This is a genomic window from Arthrobacter sp. TS-15, assembly GCF_006964045.1.
Classification (GTDB): Bacteria; Actinomycetota; Actinomycetes; order Actinomycetales; family Micrococcaceae; genus Arthrobacter.
The window spans coordinates 66,499-84,779 of record NZ_SDXQ01000004.1; the positions used below are offsets into that span (position 1 = coordinate 66,499).

General features: G+C 63.0%; 15 protein-coding genes. 11 read left to right on the forward strand and 4 right to left on the reverse strand.

Annotated features, from left to right (window positions below):
• From EU811_RS00885 to EU811_RS00895, 3 genes are all read right to left on the reverse strand, one after another.
• A complete protein-coding gene (locus EU811_RS00885; protein ID WP_142936645.1) occupies positions 1-600 on the reverse strand; it encodes a DUF1788 domain-containing protein in 600 nt (199 codons plus the stop codon).
• Positions 597-1,226, reverse strand: coding sequence for a DUF1819 family protein (locus EU811_RS00890; RefSeq protein ID WP_142936646.1), 630 nt, complete (start codon positions 1,224-1,226; stop codon positions 597-599). Before EU811_RS00890 ends, EU811_RS00885 begins: the two co-directional genes overlap by 4 nt.
• A gap of 74 nt (positions 1,227-1,300) precedes the next feature.
• Positions 1,301-1,501: a helix-turn-helix domain-containing protein gene (locus EU811_RS00895; protein WP_142936647.1), complete on the reverse strand. Its 201-nt coding sequence runs from the start codon at positions 1,499-1,501 to the stop codon at positions 1,301-1,303.
• Positions 1,502-1,663: 162 nt separating this feature from the next.
• Here EU811_RS00895 and EU811_RS00900 point away from each other — a divergent pair, with 162 nt between their 5' ends.
• From EU811_RS00900 to EU811_RS00940, 10 genes are all read left to right on the forward strand, one after another.
• Complete coding sequence (locus EU811_RS00900; RefSeq protein ID WP_142936648.1) at positions 1,664-2,980, forward strand: hypothetical protein; 1,317 nt, start codon at positions 1,664-1,666, stop codon at positions 2,978-2,980.
• 818 nt (positions 2,981-3,798) lie between these two features.
• Positions 3,799-4,029 (forward strand): helix-turn-helix transcriptional regulator, encoded by a 231-nt coding sequence (locus EU811_RS00905; RefSeq protein ID WP_142936649.1) that lies wholly within the window; start codon positions 3,799-3,801, stop codon positions 4,027-4,029.
• Positions 4,029-4,496: a hypothetical protein gene (locus EU811_RS24005; RefSeq protein ID WP_238703243.1), complete on the forward strand. Its 468-nt coding sequence runs from the start codon at positions 4,029-4,031 to the stop codon at positions 4,494-4,496. The genes EU811_RS00905 and EU811_RS24005 overlap by 1 nt, the downstream gene beginning before the upstream one ends.
• Before the next feature lie 35 nt (positions 4,497-4,531).
• A complete protein-coding gene (locus tag EU811_RS24010; protein ID WP_238703244.1) occupies positions 4,532-5,167 on the forward strand; it encodes a tyrosine-type recombinase/integrase in 636 nt (211 codons plus the stop codon).
• 309 nt (positions 5,168-5,476) lie between these two features.
• Entirely contained in the window at positions 5,477-6,028 is a 552-nt protein-coding gene (locus EU811_RS00915) for an SRPBCC family protein (protein WP_142936650.1), read from the forward strand.
• A gap of 214 nt (positions 6,029-6,242) precedes the next feature.
• Complete coding sequence (locus EU811_RS00920; protein ID WP_142936651.1) at positions 6,243-6,863, forward strand: hypothetical protein; 621 nt, start codon at positions 6,243-6,245, stop codon at positions 6,861-6,863.
• Positions 6,864-6,985: 122 nt separating this feature from the next.
• Positions 6,986-7,720 carry a YcnI family copper-binding membrane protein gene (locus tag EU811_RS00925; protein WP_142936652.1) on the forward strand — a complete coding sequence of 245 codons (735 nt, stop codon included), beginning with the start codon at positions 6,986-6,988 and terminating at the stop codon, positions 7,718-7,720.
• A gap of 105 nt (positions 7,721-7,825) precedes the next feature.
• On the forward strand, positions 7,826-8,476 hold the full coding sequence (locus EU811_RS23855; RefSeq protein WP_142936659.1) for a DUF4232 domain-containing protein: 651 nt from the start codon (positions 7,826-7,828) through the stop codon (positions 8,474-8,476).
• Positions 8,477-8,531: 55 nt separating this feature from the next.
• Positions 8,532-13,529, forward strand: a complete 4,998-nt coding sequence (locus EU811_RS00935) for an Lhr family ATP-dependent helicase (protein WP_142936653.1) — start codon at positions 8,532-8,534, stop codon at positions 13,527-13,529.
• Positions 13,522-14,352 (forward strand): DNA-formamidopyrimidine glycosylase family protein, encoded by an 831-nt coding sequence (locus EU811_RS00940; protein WP_142936654.1) that lies wholly within the window; start codon positions 13,522-13,524, stop codon positions 14,350-14,352. Before EU811_RS00935 ends, EU811_RS00940 begins: the two co-directional genes overlap by 8 nt.
• Positions 14,353-14,611: 259 nt before the next feature.
• Here EU811_RS00940 and EU811_RS00945 read toward each other — a convergent pair whose 3' ends face one another.
• Entirely contained in the window at positions 14,612-15,868 is a 1,257-nt protein-coding gene (locus EU811_RS00945) for a glycoside hydrolase family 16 protein (protein ID WP_142936655.1), read from the reverse strand.
• A gap of 341 nt (positions 15,869-16,209) precedes the next feature.
• Here EU811_RS00945 and EU811_RS00950 point away from each other — a divergent pair, with 341 nt between their 5' ends.
• Positions 16,210-18,093, forward strand: coding sequence for a glycosyltransferase (locus tag EU811_RS00950; RefSeq protein ID WP_187697053.1), 1,884 nt, complete (start codon positions 16,210-16,212; stop codon positions 18,091-18,093).
• The last annotated feature ends 188 nt before the right edge of the window (positions 18,094-18,281 follow it).

An 18,281-nucleotide genomic window follows, 5' to 3' on the forward strand; every position in this document is an offset into this window, starting at 1 on the left:
TTAAACCTCCTGTTCCAAGATGTTCTTGGCTCGGTAGTACTGGTCGTCTTGGAGTCGTCCGAACAGTACGAGTGATGATCCGAGCGTGGCGGACTGTTCGTAGCGGCCGGGGAAAAACATGAGCATCGGCTTGCCTGTGACAACACTCTGCAGATTGTTCAGCACGTTGTGCGAACGGACATACGGAAAGACTTCTCCGATGCCGGTGAGGAAGAAGATGTCGAAGTCGCCCTCGGCGAGCTTGGCCCTGATCGCGGACGCAATGTGGAGCTGCGGGTCGAGCATTCCCTGGAGCAACTCACGGAAGTCGTTCTTTTCCTGTTCGGGTTCGAGCGCGATCAACCGGTCCCAGACTCCGCGTTCCTTGAGAATCTCCACTGACAGGTCGTAGAGGTTGACCTCTCGGACCACGATGCCCTTGTTGGCCAGGCGGTTCTTGATGCGCTTCTTCGACCCCGTGACCGCGAGTGCATGCTCAGGGTCGTAGGGGTAAATGAAGAACGGCACCTCGTTGCTCAGGCCCTCCATCTGGAGAAACCGCCTGCCGCTAAGAACGGCGAACAAGTGCTCTTCCTCTTTAGAAAGGTCGGTCTGTGTCACGGCTGGGCCCTCCCCGCAGCATTATGGGTGGTTGGGAAGAATCGCAGGTCATTCGGAGTCCGCGCTGCCAAAGTGTTTGCGACCCGTTGAGACATCATGGCCTGCTGTATTTGCCCGCTGTTGGAAAGCAACCCTGCCTCGTTAAGCATCCGGAACAAGTTTGAACGCAGCTTGCGCCGCGTGGAGTCCGTAAGTTCAGACAGCTCGGTGTGCCACAAAGACTTGCCACGCACGAAGCTGTCGAAATCGTCGAGATCGAGCGATGGCGTAAGCAAGAGGAACCGCTCGCGAACGATCTCTTCAGCGAACTCACCAATCAGGTCATATCGACGGCAGGCCGCCGCCCACATCAAGTGTCCGCGCTCGGTCGAGGTCGCCTCGTTGAGTAGTTTGATTTCGTCGTCGGTCAGCACGGTGAGCCGTTGAATAATCTCACGCGCAAGCCTGAGCCCAGAGGCAACTGTACGAGCCTGAAGCAAGTTCTCCCCCGCGACCACCGTTCGAACTCTTGCCCAGTCGCGTTCATGCAAGTAAATGGGCGCAATGATCGCTGCCTCACGCATGAGGAGGGCACCACTGGTGAATGAGAGTGCATAGCGCTGCGCCTCGGCATGCTGCTCGATCATGTGTAGCCCCCCTTTCAGTTTTTCAGGCAAGTAGTTTCGGCGTTGGCCGAGAGGTATTCCTTCAGGTGCGGCCGTCAGCTCGGCGTCTCGTCGCCGCTCGAAGCTGCAGAGCCTCCGCGGCGGACCCACTCGTCTACCTCGCTTGCCTGGAACTTCCAGAGTCTGCCGACCTTGTGGGCTGGCATGCGTTTATCGGTGATCCACGTATAGACCGTGTCTTTTGTGATCCCCAGATGCGCGGCAATGCCATCGGCGGACAGCCATGGTTCGGCCACGGTGGAGCCTCCAGTCGGGATTGGCAACGACGAACAAGAGCCATCCTAGCTTCAACTGCACGTCTTCTGAGGGTTTGACTGGTTTTGAACGGGTTAAGCCTGTATGAGTTGCTTGGCTTGAACCGCAGGACAGCGACCGGAAAATCACGTTAGGCTGTCGCAATGACCGAACTCTGGATCGCGTTGGCACTTGCAGTCGTCGCATCCGCTGGCGGGCTCCTTACTCTCACTCTCCGCAGGCACAGAAGTGTCCGCCGAGACGACGCGGCAAAAACCGCACGGGCGACTGAGACTTCGGCGAGCGAGACCATGGCACCCGTCCGGGTCCTCCCCGCTTCGGGGATTCTGGTTCCGGAGGCCGTCTTGTCTACAACCGGTGCAGCGGTCTCGGTCTGGGAGGCACTTGAAGTCGCTTCAGTTCCTATGGCGTTCGAGTACCACCCGATCACCGACATTGAGCTTACAAAGTACAAGTCGGTTCCAGTGAATGCTGCCCTACATCAAGCACTCACCAATATCGTCCGTGCAGTTGATCCGAAAAGTGCCACACTCTTCAAGGCGGTGCTGCCGAAGGGTGCTGAACTTGTTCGCGCGGTTGGCACCAGCGGGTTCCGCGGATTCGCTCGTGGACCCGCGAATATTTCATCGCAGGCCGTCCTTTACCCGGTGGGGATCGGAGGTGCTGCTGTCGCTGGCTGGCCAATCTTGGCAGTGAGTGCGTCGGTAATGGCGATGGACATGCTGGCACAGCGAGAGCAGCGAGCCCATCAGCGGCGGGTCGAGACAATTCTGGGACGTCAGGAGAAGCGGTCCGTAGACAAACGGATTTCGTTCCAAAGGACCACCGACAAACAATTGTCCGCAGCGATCAGTCTCATGCTCGACGGACAGCTCCCCGACTTGGACGTTGCACGGCACCGTGCCGGAGATGACTTCGAAGAAGCGGACATATTTTTGGAGCAAACCTGGTCCACCATCCAGTCACTCCTGGAGTCTGACCGGGCCAGCGGTCCCGTTGACTATCGCAAACTCGAAGAAGCCCTCGGTGGTAAGACGAAAGATCTTGACCATTTCGCTCGCGAACTTCACTTCGCTCGTGCCGCTGTCGCTCTCGGACGAAAAGCTCTTCTAGCCGACGCCGCTAAAGCGGCGCTTGCTGATCCTAGTAACCAATACCTTGCCTTCCAAAAGTCTCTTGAGCGACACGCAGCGGATGTGAAACATGCTGAGAGTATCGAGGCTCAAGTCACCGAGGCGCTCACCACGCTGGAGCTCACTGGTCGCTGGCATGAAGCAAAGAAGTCGATCGCTGGCCGGCAGACAGCTTTTCGTGAACGGTTTACGCATCCCCAGATCGATCCGCCTGGTACCGTGCAGTACCTCGCGCTTCCTTCGGGTGAGATCCATCAGCTCGTGCCAGTTGATACCCCGTTCGACGAGCAGGCGGAGGCTCAACAAACGAATGGCGTATCACCATGATCAACGCGCCGCGATGGGGCATGGGCTGATCTTCTTCTGGCCTGATTGCGCGGTCGCGCAACTGTTCGTGGGGGCTACCGCGCCTGGATTCGAGAGTTCGGATCATCTCACGGCAGGAGCNNGCTCCTGCCGTGAGATGATCGGGCCAAGATCTAGATCCACAGCCCGTTGCCGTCAGGCGCAGGCTGATTTTCTTTGCCGCGGAAGGTTCTCCGTTCGGCGTCGTAGCGGGCACACTCCTCTTGAATGATTGCATCGTCCCTTTGGACACCCCAAGGCTCCTCGTCCCGGTACATGTCCGCAGCCAGGGCATAGCTCTCCGAGAGCGTACTGGTCCCACCTCAGCGAGGGGACCCGCACATCACCGCATCGCGGACCTCTTACGTTCCCTCAGCGCTTGCTCGGCCTTCCTTTGTCAGCTGGAAAGGCGCGTTCAGGTCCCCTCGCTGCTCGTATTCCGTCAATTCGCCATGCTTCGGCGGAAGGCCTTTGAGATGCAAATTCCAACCACCCGACCTGCAAAGAGATGATCGCGTTCCGCGCCGATATTCGCGTCGTTCGAGATCGCTACAGGGACATTCTTGCGGAACGGAATGACATCATTCCGCAGCCACCGGCGGCAACCGTGCGATAAACTGGTGCAAGCGTGAAGATCGGCCGCGGGGCCAAGACACAAAGCGCAGGGGCGGGCGGCCCGATACGACAGCCTATAGACGCTCCGAGAAGGAGCACGCGGCAACCGGCCGCAGTTCGCCGACGGAACGGCTTTACCACCTCGACGGGCAGGGCTCCGGATAAAACATCCGGAGGGGACCGTCATGTCTACCCCCGCATCCGTCGTCGGCACTCCGTTGCTCGACTCGCTCATCACCTCCGACACGCTCGCCGAGAAGCTCGGTGTCAGCCGTAGGGTCATCGACGAGTGGAGGATCACCGGCCAGGGACCGGCCTTCATCCGTGTCGGCCGCACCCCCCGTTACCGGCCCGAGGCCGTGGACGCCTGGCTGCTCAGTCAGGAACATCTCAGCACCGCTGAGGAAGCGCGCTGATGGGCAGCGTGCACCGCGACACCCGTACGAAGAAGCCCAGCTGGCGGGTGGCCTACACGAAGCCGGACGGCCGGGGCACGACCAAAAGCGGCTTCCGCACCAGGCGCGAGGCCGAAGCGTTCCTCGCGACGACGGAGGTGTCCAAGCTGCAGGGCAGCTACATCGCGCCCAGTGATGCCCGCGTGACGATCGCGACCCTCGGCGAGGCCTGGCTGGCCGCGCACCGTGCAGCAGTGAAGGACTCGACCTACCGCTCGGACGAGAGCGCCTGGCGCATCCATGTGAAGCCGCAGTGGGCTACCCGCGCCGTGGGTAGCATCCGGCACACCGAGGTCGCGACCTGGATCGCAGAGCTCAGCAATGCCAAGTCTGCGACGACCGTCAACGGGTGCACGGCGTGCTTGCCTCGATCCTCGACAGCGCCGTGCGCGACCGGCGGATCCCGTCGAATCCTGCTCGTGACGTGAGGACGCCGAGGAAGGTCAGGAAGCCCCGGGCCTACTTGACGCTCGAGCAGGTCGAGCGGCTTGCTGAAGTGTCCAAGTACCCCGGGCTGATCAGGTTTCTGGCGTTCACGGGTCTGAGGTGGGGAGAAGCTACCGGCCTGACGGTCAAGCGCGTGGACACGGCCCGTCGACGTGTCGAGATCATGGAGAACGCCGTCATGGTCGGCGGACAAGTCAAGGTCGGCACTCCGAAGACCCACCACCGGCGCTCGGTACCGTATCCGGATTTCCTGGACGAGACGGTGGCCGCAGCGTGTGCCGGAAAGGATCGGGATGCACTGCTCTTCCCTTCTGAGCTCGGCGGTTTCCTGCGGCCGGGTAACGGGAAGGGCGGCTGGTTCCGGGGAGCCGTAAAGCGGGCGCAGGCTGGCGAAGCGCACTTCCCGCACGTCACTCCGCACGACCTGCGCCACACGACGGCGTCGCTTGCGATCAGCACTGGCGCTAACGTCAAGACCGTGCAGCGGACGCTCGGGCACGCCAGTGGCGCCATGACCCTGGACGTGTACGCCGACCTCTTTGACGACGATCTTGACACCGTCGCGGAGGCGCTCAGCAAGCTGCGCGCGGAGCGCCTCATCCGACAAGAATCTGACAAGGGTTTAACTGCGAATCGGGGTGATCAGCCGTGAGCCGGCCGTAGTCGGACGCAGCAACTTTGGCTCTATGATTGGGAAGCAGACCTGTTCCGGCAGTACCGGGACCCGGTGACTACTGGTTCAAATCCCACCGTCACCGCCAATGAGAAAGGCCCTGCTTCCCTTTGTTTATGAGGGATGCGGGGCCTTTTGCCTTGCCGATCGACGTTCACCGAGGGGCGGGATTTCGGCACTTTCGAGGCTTGAAAGCCGCGAGATCTAACCCTTCGGCGAAGGCAGGCGTAGATTGATCCCGGATGCCGTAAGACACCCTCGGAACGCACCCGGACCGTGGAGGCAACAATGGCCCAGCGAGCAGGCAAAAGCACCGACTATGCGTTCGTCACTGAATGGCGAGTAGCGGGAACACGCGAGGAAGTAGTCAACGTCCTGGGCGACGCAAGCAGCCTCAAGCAGTGGTGGCCCTCCGTCTACCTCACCGTGACACCCGTAGCCCAAGGTGGCCCAGATGGCGTGGGCGCCAGCTTCGACCTGCACACCAAGGGCTGGCTCCCTTACACCTTGCGGTGGCGGCTTACCATTACCGAACCGGTGACCCTCGATGGCTTCGCGCTCACCGCCGAAGGGGACCTCAACGGCACCGGCCGCTGGACCTTCGAGACCGACGGGCCCGAGGTCGTCATCACCTACGACTGGCGGGTCAGTGCATCCAAGCCCCTGCTTCGCCGTCTGAGTTGGCTCCTCAAACCGGCGTTCTCCGCCAACCATCACTGGGCCATGGCTCGAGGTGAGGAAAGCTTGAAACTTGAGCTTCGCCGTCGGCGTTCATCTGCGGGCTCAGCAAGAGTTCCGGAGCCGCCGAAGCCAACGTTCGTTCGGTGGGCTCAGCGCTAGGGCGACGTTCCTTCCCGGTTGCCTCAGCTCGCACCTCAGAAAACCCCCGGAATTCCAGGAGTCCAGACATAGCAAGCACCGGAAAAGCGGGAGCAACTGGGGAGGAACGCAGCAACGTGTCCACAGAGCCACCCATCCGGGGCCAGTCCGGCGTCGAACTCCCGATAGAATCAAGACGCCGATAATCAGAGCAGCCACAGATAAGGGAGGACCCGTGCGCACATCGCAGTCCCGGGCACCCTTTCATGCGCTGCGGTCTGGCGCCATCTCCACTGTGGTTGTTCTTCTCGCCGCAGGGGCCCACATAGCGGGTGGCGGAGAGCTTCCCACAGCACCGGTCCTGCTGGCGCTCGTTGCGTTGACGGCTCTGGCTGCCACGCTGGCCACCCGTTTCAAGCTGAACCTTGTCACCATGGCGGGGCTCTTGGGCGCAGGACAGTTGGCACTTCACGAAGCTTTCACGGCGTTGAGCCCCATCACCGCCAACGTGCAAGGGACAAACCACCACCTCGGCACTGAACCGTTGAGCTCCGGGCTGGACGTCACTGCGACGCATACTCATGAACTCGGCACAGCCGTGGGCACCATGATGTTTGTGGGCCACGTGCTTGCCACCGTTGCTACTGCCGTCGTCCTGGCAAAGGGTGAAGCTGCCCTGTGGCAACTCGCCGCCTGGCTGCGGCCACTGCTCGCCCTGCCCGCTTTGGTGTTCAGGCCCGACGCCGGTGCCTCGCCTGTCGCAGTCGGCGCACCCGAGGTCTTTATCCCCCGCCCTTGGCGGAACCTGAGGCAAGACAGCCGCCGCGGACCGCCCGCCGTCGTGGTACTTCCTTAGCTCCGCCCGGCACCTTCTGCGCTCAATAAACGCGCGCTGCAACAGCACAGCCTTTGCATGGTGACGGGTCCCAAACCCGTACCCCGCGCCGCACCTTCCGGCGCCCCCGAAAGGCACTTCCCATGAAATCCTCGATTCGCCGCACCCTCGCCGCAACCGCCGTCGCCGGTGGAACCGCTGCCCTGATGATGGCCGGCCTGGCCGGTGCATCCGCGCACGTTTCGGCTGATCCGAACAAGACCGCCGCCAATTCGTACGCACTGGTGACGTTCGGAATCCCCCATGGCTGCGACACGTCAGGCACCACCAAAGTGGCCATCTCACTTCCTGAGGAACTGACCGACGCCCAGCCCACCGTCAACCCCAACTGGACTGTGGAGAAGGTCACGGAGACCCTCGCCGAGCCCAAGAAGCTGGACGACGGCACCTCCATCACCAAGCGGACAAGCCAGATTGTGTACACGGCCAAGGCACCGTTGGATCCGCACCTGCGTGATGCCCTTGTCCTGTCCGTCAAACTGCCGGACGCAGCGGGCAAGACCATCTACTTCCCCACACTGCAGACCTGCGAGCAGGGCCAGACTGACTGGTCCGAGATCGCCAAGGAAGGCCAGGATCCTCACGATCTGAAGGCTCCGGCACCGTCGGTCACCATCACTCCGGCCGAGGCCGCCGGTGATCACCACGCTGCTGAAACCGTCTCCACCGAGCAGGCCGCCGCTGTATCTGACGACGGCTCGCAGGCGCGAAGCTGGGCCGGCCTGATCGCAGGCATCGCTGGCTTGGGCCTGGGCGGTGCTGCGTTCTTCCGTAGCCGCTCCGCCAAGCCGGCAGTAGCCAAAGCCGATACCAAGTAATTTGACGCTGGATTGGCGCCCGGAAGATCACGATCCGGGCGCCAATCCGCGCTCCCAGCCGTGGCTGAATTGACTCGGATCACGGCCGGGGCAAGGCTGGTGCCCATGTGGACTCAGCGCATCAAAACCGGTCTTGTGACGACGACGGCAGCCGCTGCGCTGCTCTTTCTTGCTGCTTGCGGGCCAAGCCCCAGCCCATCGGCAACCAGCAGTGCCCCTCCATCTTCCTCGGCGCCAACTACCTCGACTCCGTCGGCCACTGCAACGTCAAGCCCGCCTTCGGCAACGGCCACGCCGTCACCCTCAGAGACAGCTACGTCCGCGGCACCAGCAGCAGCCGGGCTGTGCAAGGCGGGATCCCTCACCGCCGCAACGGACGCCACCGGCGGCGGCGCCGCGGGCAGCGTTTATGAGAAATTGATCCTGACCAACTCCGGCGGCACCCCCTGCATTCTGGAGGGCTTCGCCGGCGTCTCCATGACTGCCGACGCCAACGGTGAACCGATCGGCGAACCGGCAACCCGGGAAACCACAACCCCGGTCACCAAGATCGAACTGGCGCCGGGCAAGTCGGCGTGGGCGGAAATCCGGTACACGCAAGCCGGCAACTATGGCGACTGCACCAAGGTGGCCGCCGCCGGTTTCCGCATCTACCCGCCGAACGACACGGCGTCACTGTTCATCCCGGAGCCGCACGATGCGTGCAGCAACACCGGCATCAAGCTCCTGACCATCACCGCTTTCCAGGCAGTCTGACCGTCTCCCCACGGCTCTGGCTTATTCTGTCGGAGCCGTGGGGCATGATGGAGTGATGCAGGAGCCGCAGGCGTCGGATGGCGCCATCAGCCGTTTCAGCCAGGCAACCAGGGAATGGTTCCTCGGCGCTTTTTCCGAGCCCACACCCGCGCAGGATGGCGCATGGAACGCGATCTCCTCGGGCTCCCATGCCTTGGTAGTGGCGCCTACGGGTTCCGGCAAAACCCTGGCGGCTTTCCTGTGGGCGCTCGATCGCCTTCATTCCAAGCCCACTGACACGCTGCCAGGTCTTGAGACTGTCCCGGCCAACGGCAAAGGCCGGTCCAAGCGGCCTAAAACCAAGACACGCGTCCTCTATATCTCACCGCTGAAGGCGCTGGGTGTGGATGTGGAGCGGAACCTCCGCGCCCCCCTGATCGGCATCACCCAAACCGCCAAACGCTTAGGGCTACCAGCACCCTTGGTGACGGTGGGCGTCCGTTCAGGAGATACGACGGCGGCGGATCGCCGCACGCTGTTGACCAACCCGCCGGACATCCTCATCACCACCCCGGAGTCCCTGTTTCTCATGCTGACGTCCCGTGCCCGGGAAACGCTCAGCGAAGTGGACACCATCATCATCGATGAGGTGCACGCCGTAGCCGGCACCAAGCGTGGCGCACACCTGGCAGTTTCCTTGGAACGGCTGGATGCCCTGCTTCCGAAGCCTGCGCAGCGCATCGGGCTATCGGCAACCGTTCAGCCCCGTGAGTTGGTGGCACAGTTCCTGGCCGGCCAAGCCCCCGTGGAGATCGTCGCCCCACCGTCCAAGAAGAACTGGAACCTCACGGTCACCGTACCTGTGGAGGACATGTCCGATCTGCAGGGCGCTGCCGGAGCATTCGACTCCGGGCCGGCGTCGGGGTTGCAGCCGCAGGCGTCCATCTGGCCGCATGTGGAGGAACAGATCGTGGATCTGGTCCTGTCCAAACAATCCACCATCGTGTTCGCCAATTCCCGTCGGCTCTCTGAGCGCCTCACAGCCCGGCTCAATGAGATCTACGCCGAGCGCCAGTTGATGGCGGTGGGTGGCAGCGAGTGGGCCGCCCCCGAATCCGACCCGGGAATCCCGGCCTCCACAGCTACCCCGGCACACATGATGGCTCAGGCCGGAAGCACTACTGGCGCCGATCCTGTGCTTGCCCGCGCACACCACGGCTCCGTATCCAAGGACCAGCGGGCCATGATCGAGGACGACCTCAAGTCCGGCAGGCTCCGCTGCGTGGTGGCAACATCGTCGCTGGAACTCGGCATCGATATGGGCGCCGTGGACTTGGTGGTCCAAGTTGAATCTCCCCCATCGGTAGCCAGCGGTCTGCAACGCGTCGGGCGTGCTGGACACCAGGTTGGTGAGATCTCAGAGGGAGTCCTCTTCCCCAAACACCGGGCCGACCTCCTCCACACCAGCGTCACCGTTGAGCGAATGCTCGCCGGGCAGATTGAACGCCTGAGTATCCCGGCCAACCCCTTGGATATCCTGGCCCAGCAAACGGTGGCTGCCACCGCCCTGGGAAGCATCGACGTTGAGGACTGGTTCAGCACTGTCCGCCGATCAGCGCCTTTTGCGAGCCTGCCACGCTCGGCCTTCGAGGCCACCTTGGACCTCCTGGCCGGCAGGTACCCGTCGGACGAATTCGCGGAGCTAAGGCCCCGCATCATCTGGGACCGGCATGCCGGGACCATTGAGGGCAGGCCCGGAGCCCAGCGCCTGGCTGTCACATCGGGCGGAACCATCCCCGACCGCGGGCTGTTTGGTGTGTACATCATTGGGACGGAAGTCGAGGGCTCGGCCTCCCCCGCCACCGCGGACGGCAGTGAACCCACCGCTTCAGCCCGTGCGGCCAAGGGCGGACGCCGCGTTGGTGAGCTCGACGAAGAGATGGTCTACGAATCACGGGTAGGAGATGTCTTCGCCCTCGGTGCCACCAGTTGGAAGATTGAGGACATCACCCACGATCGTGTGCTGGTCTCCCCTGCGTTCGGCCAACCCGGCAAGCTTCCCTTCTGGAAGGGCGATTCCCTGGGCAGGCCCGTAGATCTTGGCCGCGCGCTAGGTGCCTTCATCCGGGAACTCTCTGCCGCAGACGAAGCCCCGGCCATGGAACGCTGCCAGGCCAGCGGATTGGATGCCTACGCCGCAAGCAACCTGATCCAGTACCTCAGGGAGCAAAAGGAAGCCACAGAGATAGTCCCGAGCGACCGAACTTTGGTGGTGGAGCGCTTCCACGACGAACTCGGCGACTGGCGTGTAGTCCTCCACAGCCCATTCGGCATGCCCGTTCACGCCCCATGGGCACTTGCTGTGGGCCAACGCCTGCATCAGCGCTACGGCCTGGACGGATCGGCCATGGCCGCCGACGACGGAATCGTACTGCGGGTACCCATGATGGAAGATGAGCCGCCCGGCGCTGAGCTTTTTCTCTTCGACCCGGAGGAACTCGAACAAATCGTCACCACGGAGGTGGGCGGCAGCGCACTATTCGCCTCACGGTTCCGTGAGTGTGCGGCCCGCGCTTTGCTCCTGCCCCGCCAAAACCCGGCCAAGCGTCAGCCTCTGTGGCAGCAACGCCAGCGCTCAGCCCAGTTGCTGGATGTCGCCAAGAAGTACCCTTCCTTCCCCATAGTGCTCGAAGCCGTCCGCGAATGTTTGCAGGACGTTTACGATCTACCCGCCCTCAAAGACATTGCGGCGTCCGTGGAGCGCAGGGAACTTAGAATCGTGGAGACCACCACCCAGCAGCCCTCCCCGTTCGCGAAGTCCCTGCTGTTTGGGTATGTGGCGCAGTTCCTCTACGAGGGCGACTCCCCCTTGGCCGAACGCCGGGCTGCCGCCCTGGCCCTGGACTCCACGCTCCTCAACGAACTCCTGGGTCGCGTGGAACTGCGCGAACTCCTGGACGCCGCAGTCATCGACAAAACCGAGATGGAATTGCAGCGCCTTGCACCGGACCGGCGGGTTCGTGGCATGGAGGGCGTGGCGGATCTCCTGCGGCTGCTGGGCCCGCTCACCGTTGAGGAAGTCGCAGAGCGACTGGAGGGTACCCAACCACCAGAATCGACCCCGCAGCCTGAAACACGAGCGCTGTCCGTGGATGACCCACAGCCTGAGGACGCACAGCTCGAGGACGCACAGCTCGCAGCGGAGGCTTCCGTGATCACGCCATCCGGCAGTATCGTCGACGCCCGGTCCCACCTCACGGCACTGCAGAAAGCCAACCGCGCACTCAAGGTAACCATCGGCGGCGTCGAGCGTTTTGCTGCCATTGAGGACTCGGCGCGGCTCCGTGACGCAATCGGCGTTCCGCTGCCCATGGGTGTGCCGCTCGCCTTCATTGAGCCTGTCCACGATCCTTTGGGCGATCTCGTTTCCCGGTACGCGCGCACCCATGGTCCCTTCACTGCCTCAGAAGCTGCGGCCAGGCTTGGGCTTGGCGTCGCGGTGGTCAATACGGCCTTGAAACGGCTCGCTGACGACGGTCGAGTGGTGGAAGGCGAGTTCCGACCCCACGCAGTTGCTGAGCAGCCTGCAGATGCACCCGACGCAGAGCTCATGACCCTTGACGCGCCACCGTCCAGCGAGTGGTGCGATGCTGAGGTATTGAGGAAACTGAGGCGGCGTTCGCTTGCTGCGTTGCGGGCCGAAGTGGAACCGGTGGACACGGCCGCTTATGGTCGGTTCCTGCCGGCCTGGCAGAACGTGAGCGCGCCAGGTAAGTCCCGGAGCCAGGCTTTGCGGGGGCTGGACGGCATCATCACGGCAGTGGACCAACTCTCCGGCGTGCCCATCCCGGCATCCGCGTGGGAACCCTTGGTCCTGGCGAGCAGGGTGGCGGACTACAAACCGGCCATGCTGGACGAACTCATGGCAGCCGGCGAACTCCTCTGGTCCGGGGCAGGATCCCTCCCGGGGAACGACGGCTGGATCAGCCTCCATGTGGCCGACTCCGCAGAGCTGACGCTCAACCCCGATCCTGAATTCGAACCCGGCGACGCCCAGCAGCGGCTCTTGGAACACTTCAGCGCAGGTGGTGGCTACTTCTTCCGGCAGCTCACAGACGTGGCCGGTGGCATGGATGCGGTGTTGAGCGATGACGCCGTGGTCTCTGCCCTCTGGGACCTCGTCTGGGCCGGCCGCGTGACAGGCGATACCTTCGCTCCGGTGCGGGCCATGATCGCCGGCGGGAAAACTGCGCACCGGCAAGTGGCCAAGGCGCCCAGGGCCCGGGCGCCACGCATGAGCAGGCTGGGCCGTTCCCATGGGACAGGATTGCTGGGTTCTCCGGGGCTAACAGGTGGGCGTTACGGCTCCGTATCAGGCGGAATTGCGCCTGCCCCGCCCTCGGCTGTGGGCCGCTGGTCAGCGCTTCCTGCCCCCGAACTGGACCCCACCATCCACGCGCGAGGAACCGCTGAGCTCCTGCTGGACCGATACGGCGTAGTCACCCGGGGTTCGGTCATGGCAGAGAACATCATTGGCGGATTCGGGCTCATGTATAAAGTCCTGGCCCGCCTCGAAGAAGCCGGGCGTTGCCGCCGCGGTTACTTCATCGAACATTTGGGCGCCGCCCAGTTCGCCGTTCCTGCCACGGTGGACCGCCTCAGGTCCTTCACCGAGGACGCGCGCATCTCCAAAGCCGAGCCATCTGCCCTTGCCCTCGCCGCGACCGATCCCGCCAACCCCTACGGCGCTGCCCTTCCGTGGCCTGCGCTTTCCGTCGACGCCGGTTCCGGTCACCGTCCCGGGCGCAAGGCCGGAGCGCTGGTAGTGATGGTGGACGGCGCGTTGGTCCTTTACGTCGAACGCGGCGGCAAGACTTTGCTCACCTTCAGCCATGACGAGGACGTGCTGGCCGTCGCCGCCGAGGCCCTGGTGGGTGTGGTGCGCCGCGGTGCCGTGGACAAACTCTTCATGGAGAAGGTCAACGGCCACGACCTCCTGGAAACTCCGATCGCCGATGCTCTCGCCGCCGCGGGGGCCTACTCCACTCCGAAGGGACTCCGGATCCGTGCCTGAAGGCGATTCCATTTGGCGGGCTGCCTCACGCCTGAACGAAGCGTTGGCGGGGAAGACCATCAAGGCCTCAGACTTCCGCGTGCCCCGATTCGCCACCCTGAACCTGGCCGGATGGACCATGACCGAGGTTGTCCCCAGGGGCAAACACCTCCTCATGCGCCTGACCGGACCTGTTGACGAGGAACCCGGCGCCAGCAGGAAACCCCGGGCCCTTACCATCCATTCCCACCTCAAAATGGAGGGCAACTGGATGATCTATCCGCCCGGTGGCCGTTGGACGAAGCCCGGCCACACTGCACGGTGTGTGCTCCGCACGGACACCGCAGATGCGGTCGGGTTCTCACTGGGCATCCTGGAAGTGGTGCCCACAGCGGAGGAAGAGAAGATCGTCGGGCACCTCGGGCCGGATCTGCTCGGTCCCGACTGGGACGAGGAAGAAGCATTGCGCAGACTTCGTGCCGAACCGGACGTCACCGTGGGATTTGCGCTGCTGGACCAGCGGAAACTTGCAGGCATCGGCAATATCTACCGGTGCGAATCGTGCTACTTGTCCGGCATTCATCCTGCCCTGCCGGTGGGAGAAGTTCCTGACCTTCCCAAGACCGTCAGGGACGCCAAACGCCTTCTCGGCGAAAATCTGGGCCCCGGGCGGCGGACCACCCTTGGTCCGCGCGCACTCCGTCCCGGGTATTGGGTATACGGCAGGGAACGCCAACCCTGCAGGCGCTGCGGCACCACAATACGTCGCGGCCTCCTGGCAGGACCGGACGGTACAGAGGAACGGGACATCTACTTCTGCCCGCACTGCCAGCCGGCGCCGTAGACGGCCCGGCTGCCCAACAACCCAGTGCCCGACAACCGCGCGCCCAACAACCCGGCACGCAACCAACCGCGCGCCCAACAACCCGGTACGCACCACCGGCCGGACCCGGCCACACATCAGCCAGCCAGGTCCGGCCCACAACCGCCGCGACGGCTGCGCACAGTTGCCAGCCCGGCCCGCTACTCCAGGAAGCTCCCCAGCCGCCCCAGCAATAGCCGCCGGACCCCGCAAAGTTGCGCGCCGCCGTCGGACGCTTTTATTACACCATTCGCCACCACTTTTGGTTCGTGGTACCTGCGCAATCCCACAGCTGCAGCGTCGCACCGTTGGCTGAATTCCAGTCAACTACGTCAACGCATTTGTTGGCCTGAGGATTCACCAAATCCCCGGAAGAATTCAGGACGAATTGTTGCGCTGCACCGCCGTTGCAGCCGGTGAGCTGGATTCTGGCACCGTTTGCCGTTGATCCCCAGGCAACATCCATGCATTTGCCCAGCGAGCGGACGGTTCCATTGGCGGCAAAGGTCCATTGCTCCGAAGCGGAGGTATCGCAATCCCGGAGTTCCAGCGGGGCACCATCGGCTGCTTGGCGGCCGGCTACATCAAGGCACTTTTCGGAGTAGCCCTGGATTCGGGTGCTGGACGCAGAAAGTGCAGGAATTGAAGCGAGGTCATACACACGGACGTAATCGACCAACATGGACTGTGGGAACACGGTGCCCGAGTCCGGTGCTCCCGGCCAATCGCCGCCCACGGCGAGGTTGAGGAGCACAAAGAAGTCGTGGTCGAACACCCACGGTCCGGCAGTTGAGGCCTTGGTCTTGTGTGAGTAGGCCGCTCCGTCGATGTACCACGTGATGGACTCGGGGCCCCAGTCCACAGTAAACGTGTGGAATCCATCGCCCAGGGCCTTGGCGCCGGGCAATGTGTAGCTGGCGTTGGTGGCGTTTGGCCCTGAGTAACCGGGCCTGTGGATACTTCCCCACACCGTTCCGGGTTCCTTGCCAACGTTTTCCATGACGTCCAGCTCACCGCTGGCAGGCCAACCGTCGGTGAATACGTTCTCTCCGAGCATCCAGAAGGCAGGCCACATTCCTTGCCCCTTGGGCAGTTTGAGCCGGGCTTCGAACCGGCCGTGTGTCCGGCTGAACTTGCCAGCGGTTGTCAGCCGGGCGGACGTGTACTGGCACGTCCCGTAGTGGCACTGATATCCGGCGGGGTTTTCCTTAAGGGCGGTGATGGCCATGTTTCCCTGACCATCGGCTGCAGCGTTGCTTGTGTTGTTGGTGTAGTACTGCAGTTCGCCGTTGCCCCATCCGGACCCTCCGGTGTCGTGCGTCCATTTTCCTGCGTCGGGTGCCGTGCCGGCGGGTCCGTTGAATTCGTCGCTCCAGACCAGTGTCCCGGGGGCGGGCATACCAGCCGATGCAAGTGCAGAAGGCTCCGGGGCTATGAGGGTAGCTGCGATGGTCAGGCCGGCGACGAGCATCGTCAGGGGCATGAGTCTTCGCTTCATGAAGCCACTTTGTAGGGCCATCACCGTGCTGCGCAAGCTTTTTCGATGCGACACGCAAAACGTCACAGCCAGGAAATAATCAACGCGAGTTTACTTATCAGTGCCGTAACGGGGATGAAATGTGGGCGGGAGAAAGTGGAATCAGGAACCAACTGGCTTGAGATGAATTCCCTCAAGCGGGTTGGCAAAAGGACATTCCGTTCGCAGCCGAATTCCTTCCCTTGAGCATCGACGATGCAGCTCCAGGCGCGTCAGCCGTGTCTTCCCAATTTCGCTCTGAGGAGCGTGTGGACATACTGGCGCGCCTTGGCCTTTTCCCCAGCAGTTACCGGAGGCTAAAGATGGGCATTTACAGACAAATACTGGTAAGGATCCTTGCAGTTCTGGTGGTTTCCTTTGGATTGATCTACATCAGTTGGCGCTGGTCGAGCACTGTCGCCTGGGATGCTTGGTGGATCTCCCTGCCCCTGGTGGCCGCGGAGACCTACAGCTTGGGCGAGTCGGCGCTGTACGCGGTCACCATGTGGAACGCGCGACGACGTCCACCTCCCCCACCTGCCCTGCCGGGCAGATCGGTGGACGTATTCATTGCCACGTACAACGAGCCACTGGACCTGGTGCTCACCACGGCAATCGCGGCCAGGGACATGACGTATCCGCACGAAACGTGGATCCTGGACGACGGCGATCGAGCTGAGTTTGCCGCCGCAGCCCGGCAGATCGGCGTCGGGTACATCACCCGCGGCCCGGAGTGGGACGGACGGCAGCGCTTCGCAAAGGCAGGGAACGTCAACAACGCCCTGTCCGTGACAACAGGCGAGTTCGTGGCCATCTTTGACGCAGACCAAGTCCCCGAGCCCCGCTTCCTGGACCGTGTTCTGGGCTACTTCGACGCTGAGGAAGTGGCCTTCGTCCAGACCCCACAGCACTTTTGGAATGTTCCGGAACGGGATCCCCTGGGGAGCCAGGCGGAACTTTTCTATGGCCCCATTCAGCAGGGCAAGGACGGTTGGGACGCGGCGTTTTTCTGCGGTTCGAACGCTGTCCTTCGCCGGGAAGCCCTCATGGCCTTGGGCTTGACCCGTTATACAAGGACAGCCACTGAGCAGACGTGGCGTGCCTTGCGCAGGGGCCGGTCCAGGCTGCAGGATCTTCATGGCGAACTGGGCAGGCGTCATCCTGCCGCCATGCCGGTCGCAGAACAGGCGCTGGAGGCAGTGGCGCGTGCGGAGCACCAGGTGCGCAGGGGCGATGTCCTCGCCGAGATCACTTTCGAGCTCCGGGTTGCCTTCCATACGGCTGCGTTGGCGGTCCCCGATGCCATGGACGATGTGGTGCCGGAACTGGACGCGGTCCTTGAATCAGTGGATGTGGCGCACACGGACCAGGCGTTGGCCATCCACCCCATGGACACCACCACCATTACCGAGGACATGGCAACGGCCATGCACCTTCACGCGATGGGGTGGGGCAGCGTCTACCACCACGAGGTCCTGGTCCATGGGCTTGCCCCTGAGGACGTGTCCACCATGCTTTCGCAGCGGCGTCGTTGGGCGGCAGGCACCATGCAGGTGTTCTTCAGTGATAATCCGGTGTTTTTGAGGGGCCATACCGTGGCCCAACGGCTCATGTATCTGGCCACCATGACGAGTTACCTCAATGGCTTCGCCGCCCTGAGCTACATCGCGGCGCCTGTGGTGTTCCTGGTGGCTGGGACCTACCCGCTGACTGCCAGCCCGGTGGTGTTCTTCTGCCTCTTCCTCCCCTTTTTCGTGACCTGCCAGCTGCTTTTCCAAGTGGCGGGCAAGGGGTCGAAGGGACTGTGGCGGGGCCAGCAATGGTCCTTTGCGCTGTTTCCCACGTGGATAGCGGCCACGTGTTCCGGTGCGGCGGCGGTCTTCCTTGGCAAGCACCTCACGTTTTCGGTGACGGCCAAGAGCAGGCAGGCTGCGGGACGCGGTTTTCAGCATGTCAGGCTGCAACTGGCAGCCATGGCGTTGCTCGTTGTGTCCTCGCTCATCGGCATTGCCCGGGTGGCATTCGGGGACGCGCCACTGTATCCCACCCTCATCACGCTTGCCTGGGTTGCTTTGGACCTGGCGCTTTTGAGCGTGGTGATCGGCGCTGCAAGGTATCGGGGACCCGGCGAACAGCTGGAGGAACCCATGTCCACCCCGAAGGAGCTCGCCAGCGTCCTTGGGACTTCCTCCGAACATAAAAACTGACAGCAATCACACGCCGTTCCATCCCCCAGCAAGGAGCGACTCCCATGTCCATGACTTCCCCTGCCCCAATGACCATCTCCTCTGCCCGGCAGCCAGTAGATCTGATAAGTCTGGATCTGACCGTTACCGGCGATTTGGACGCCACTGCCGTTCTCGACGTTCGCCAAGCGTCCGCCAAGGCCGCCGCG

Coding starts and splice junctions, on each gene's coding strand:
- EU811_RS00890 (WP_142936646.1), bottom strand. CDS start 1,226: ATGATCGAGCAGCATGCCGAGGCGCAGCGCTATGCACTCTCATTCACC.
- EU811_RS00925 (WP_142936652.1), top strand. CDS start 6,986: ATGAAATCCTCGATTCGCCGCACCCTCGCCGCAACCGCCGTCGCCGGT.
- EU811_RS00950 (WP_187697053.1), top strand. CDS start 16,210: ATGGGCATTTACAGACAAATACTGGTAAGGATCCTTGCAGTTCTGGTG.
- EU811_RS00905 (WP_142936649.1), top strand. CDS start 3,799: ATGTCTACCCCCGCATCCGTCGTCGGCACTCCGTTGCTCGACTCGCTC.
- EU811_RS00900 (WP_142936648.1), top strand. CDS start 1,664: ATGACCGAACTCTGGATCGCGTTGGCACTTGCAGTCGTCGCATCCGCT.
- EU811_RS24005 (WP_238703243.1), top strand. CDS start 4,029: ATGGGCAGCGTGCACCGCGACACCCGTACGAAGAAGCCCAGCTGGCGG.
- EU811_RS23855 (WP_142936659.1), top strand. CDS start 7,826: ATGTGGACTCAGCGCATCAAAACCGGTCTTGTGACGACGACGGCAGCC.
- EU811_RS00945 (WP_142936655.1), bottom strand. CDS start 15,868: ATGAAGCGAAGACTCATGCCCCTGACGATGCTCGTCGCCGGCCTGACC.
- EU811_RS00915 (WP_142936650.1), top strand. CDS start 5,477: ATGGCCCAGCGAGCAGGCAAAAGCACCGACTATGCGTTCGTCACTGAA.
- EU811_RS00935 (WP_142936653.1), top strand. CDS start 8,532: ATGCAGGAGCCGCAGGCGTCGGATGGCGCCATCAGCCGTTTCAGCCAG.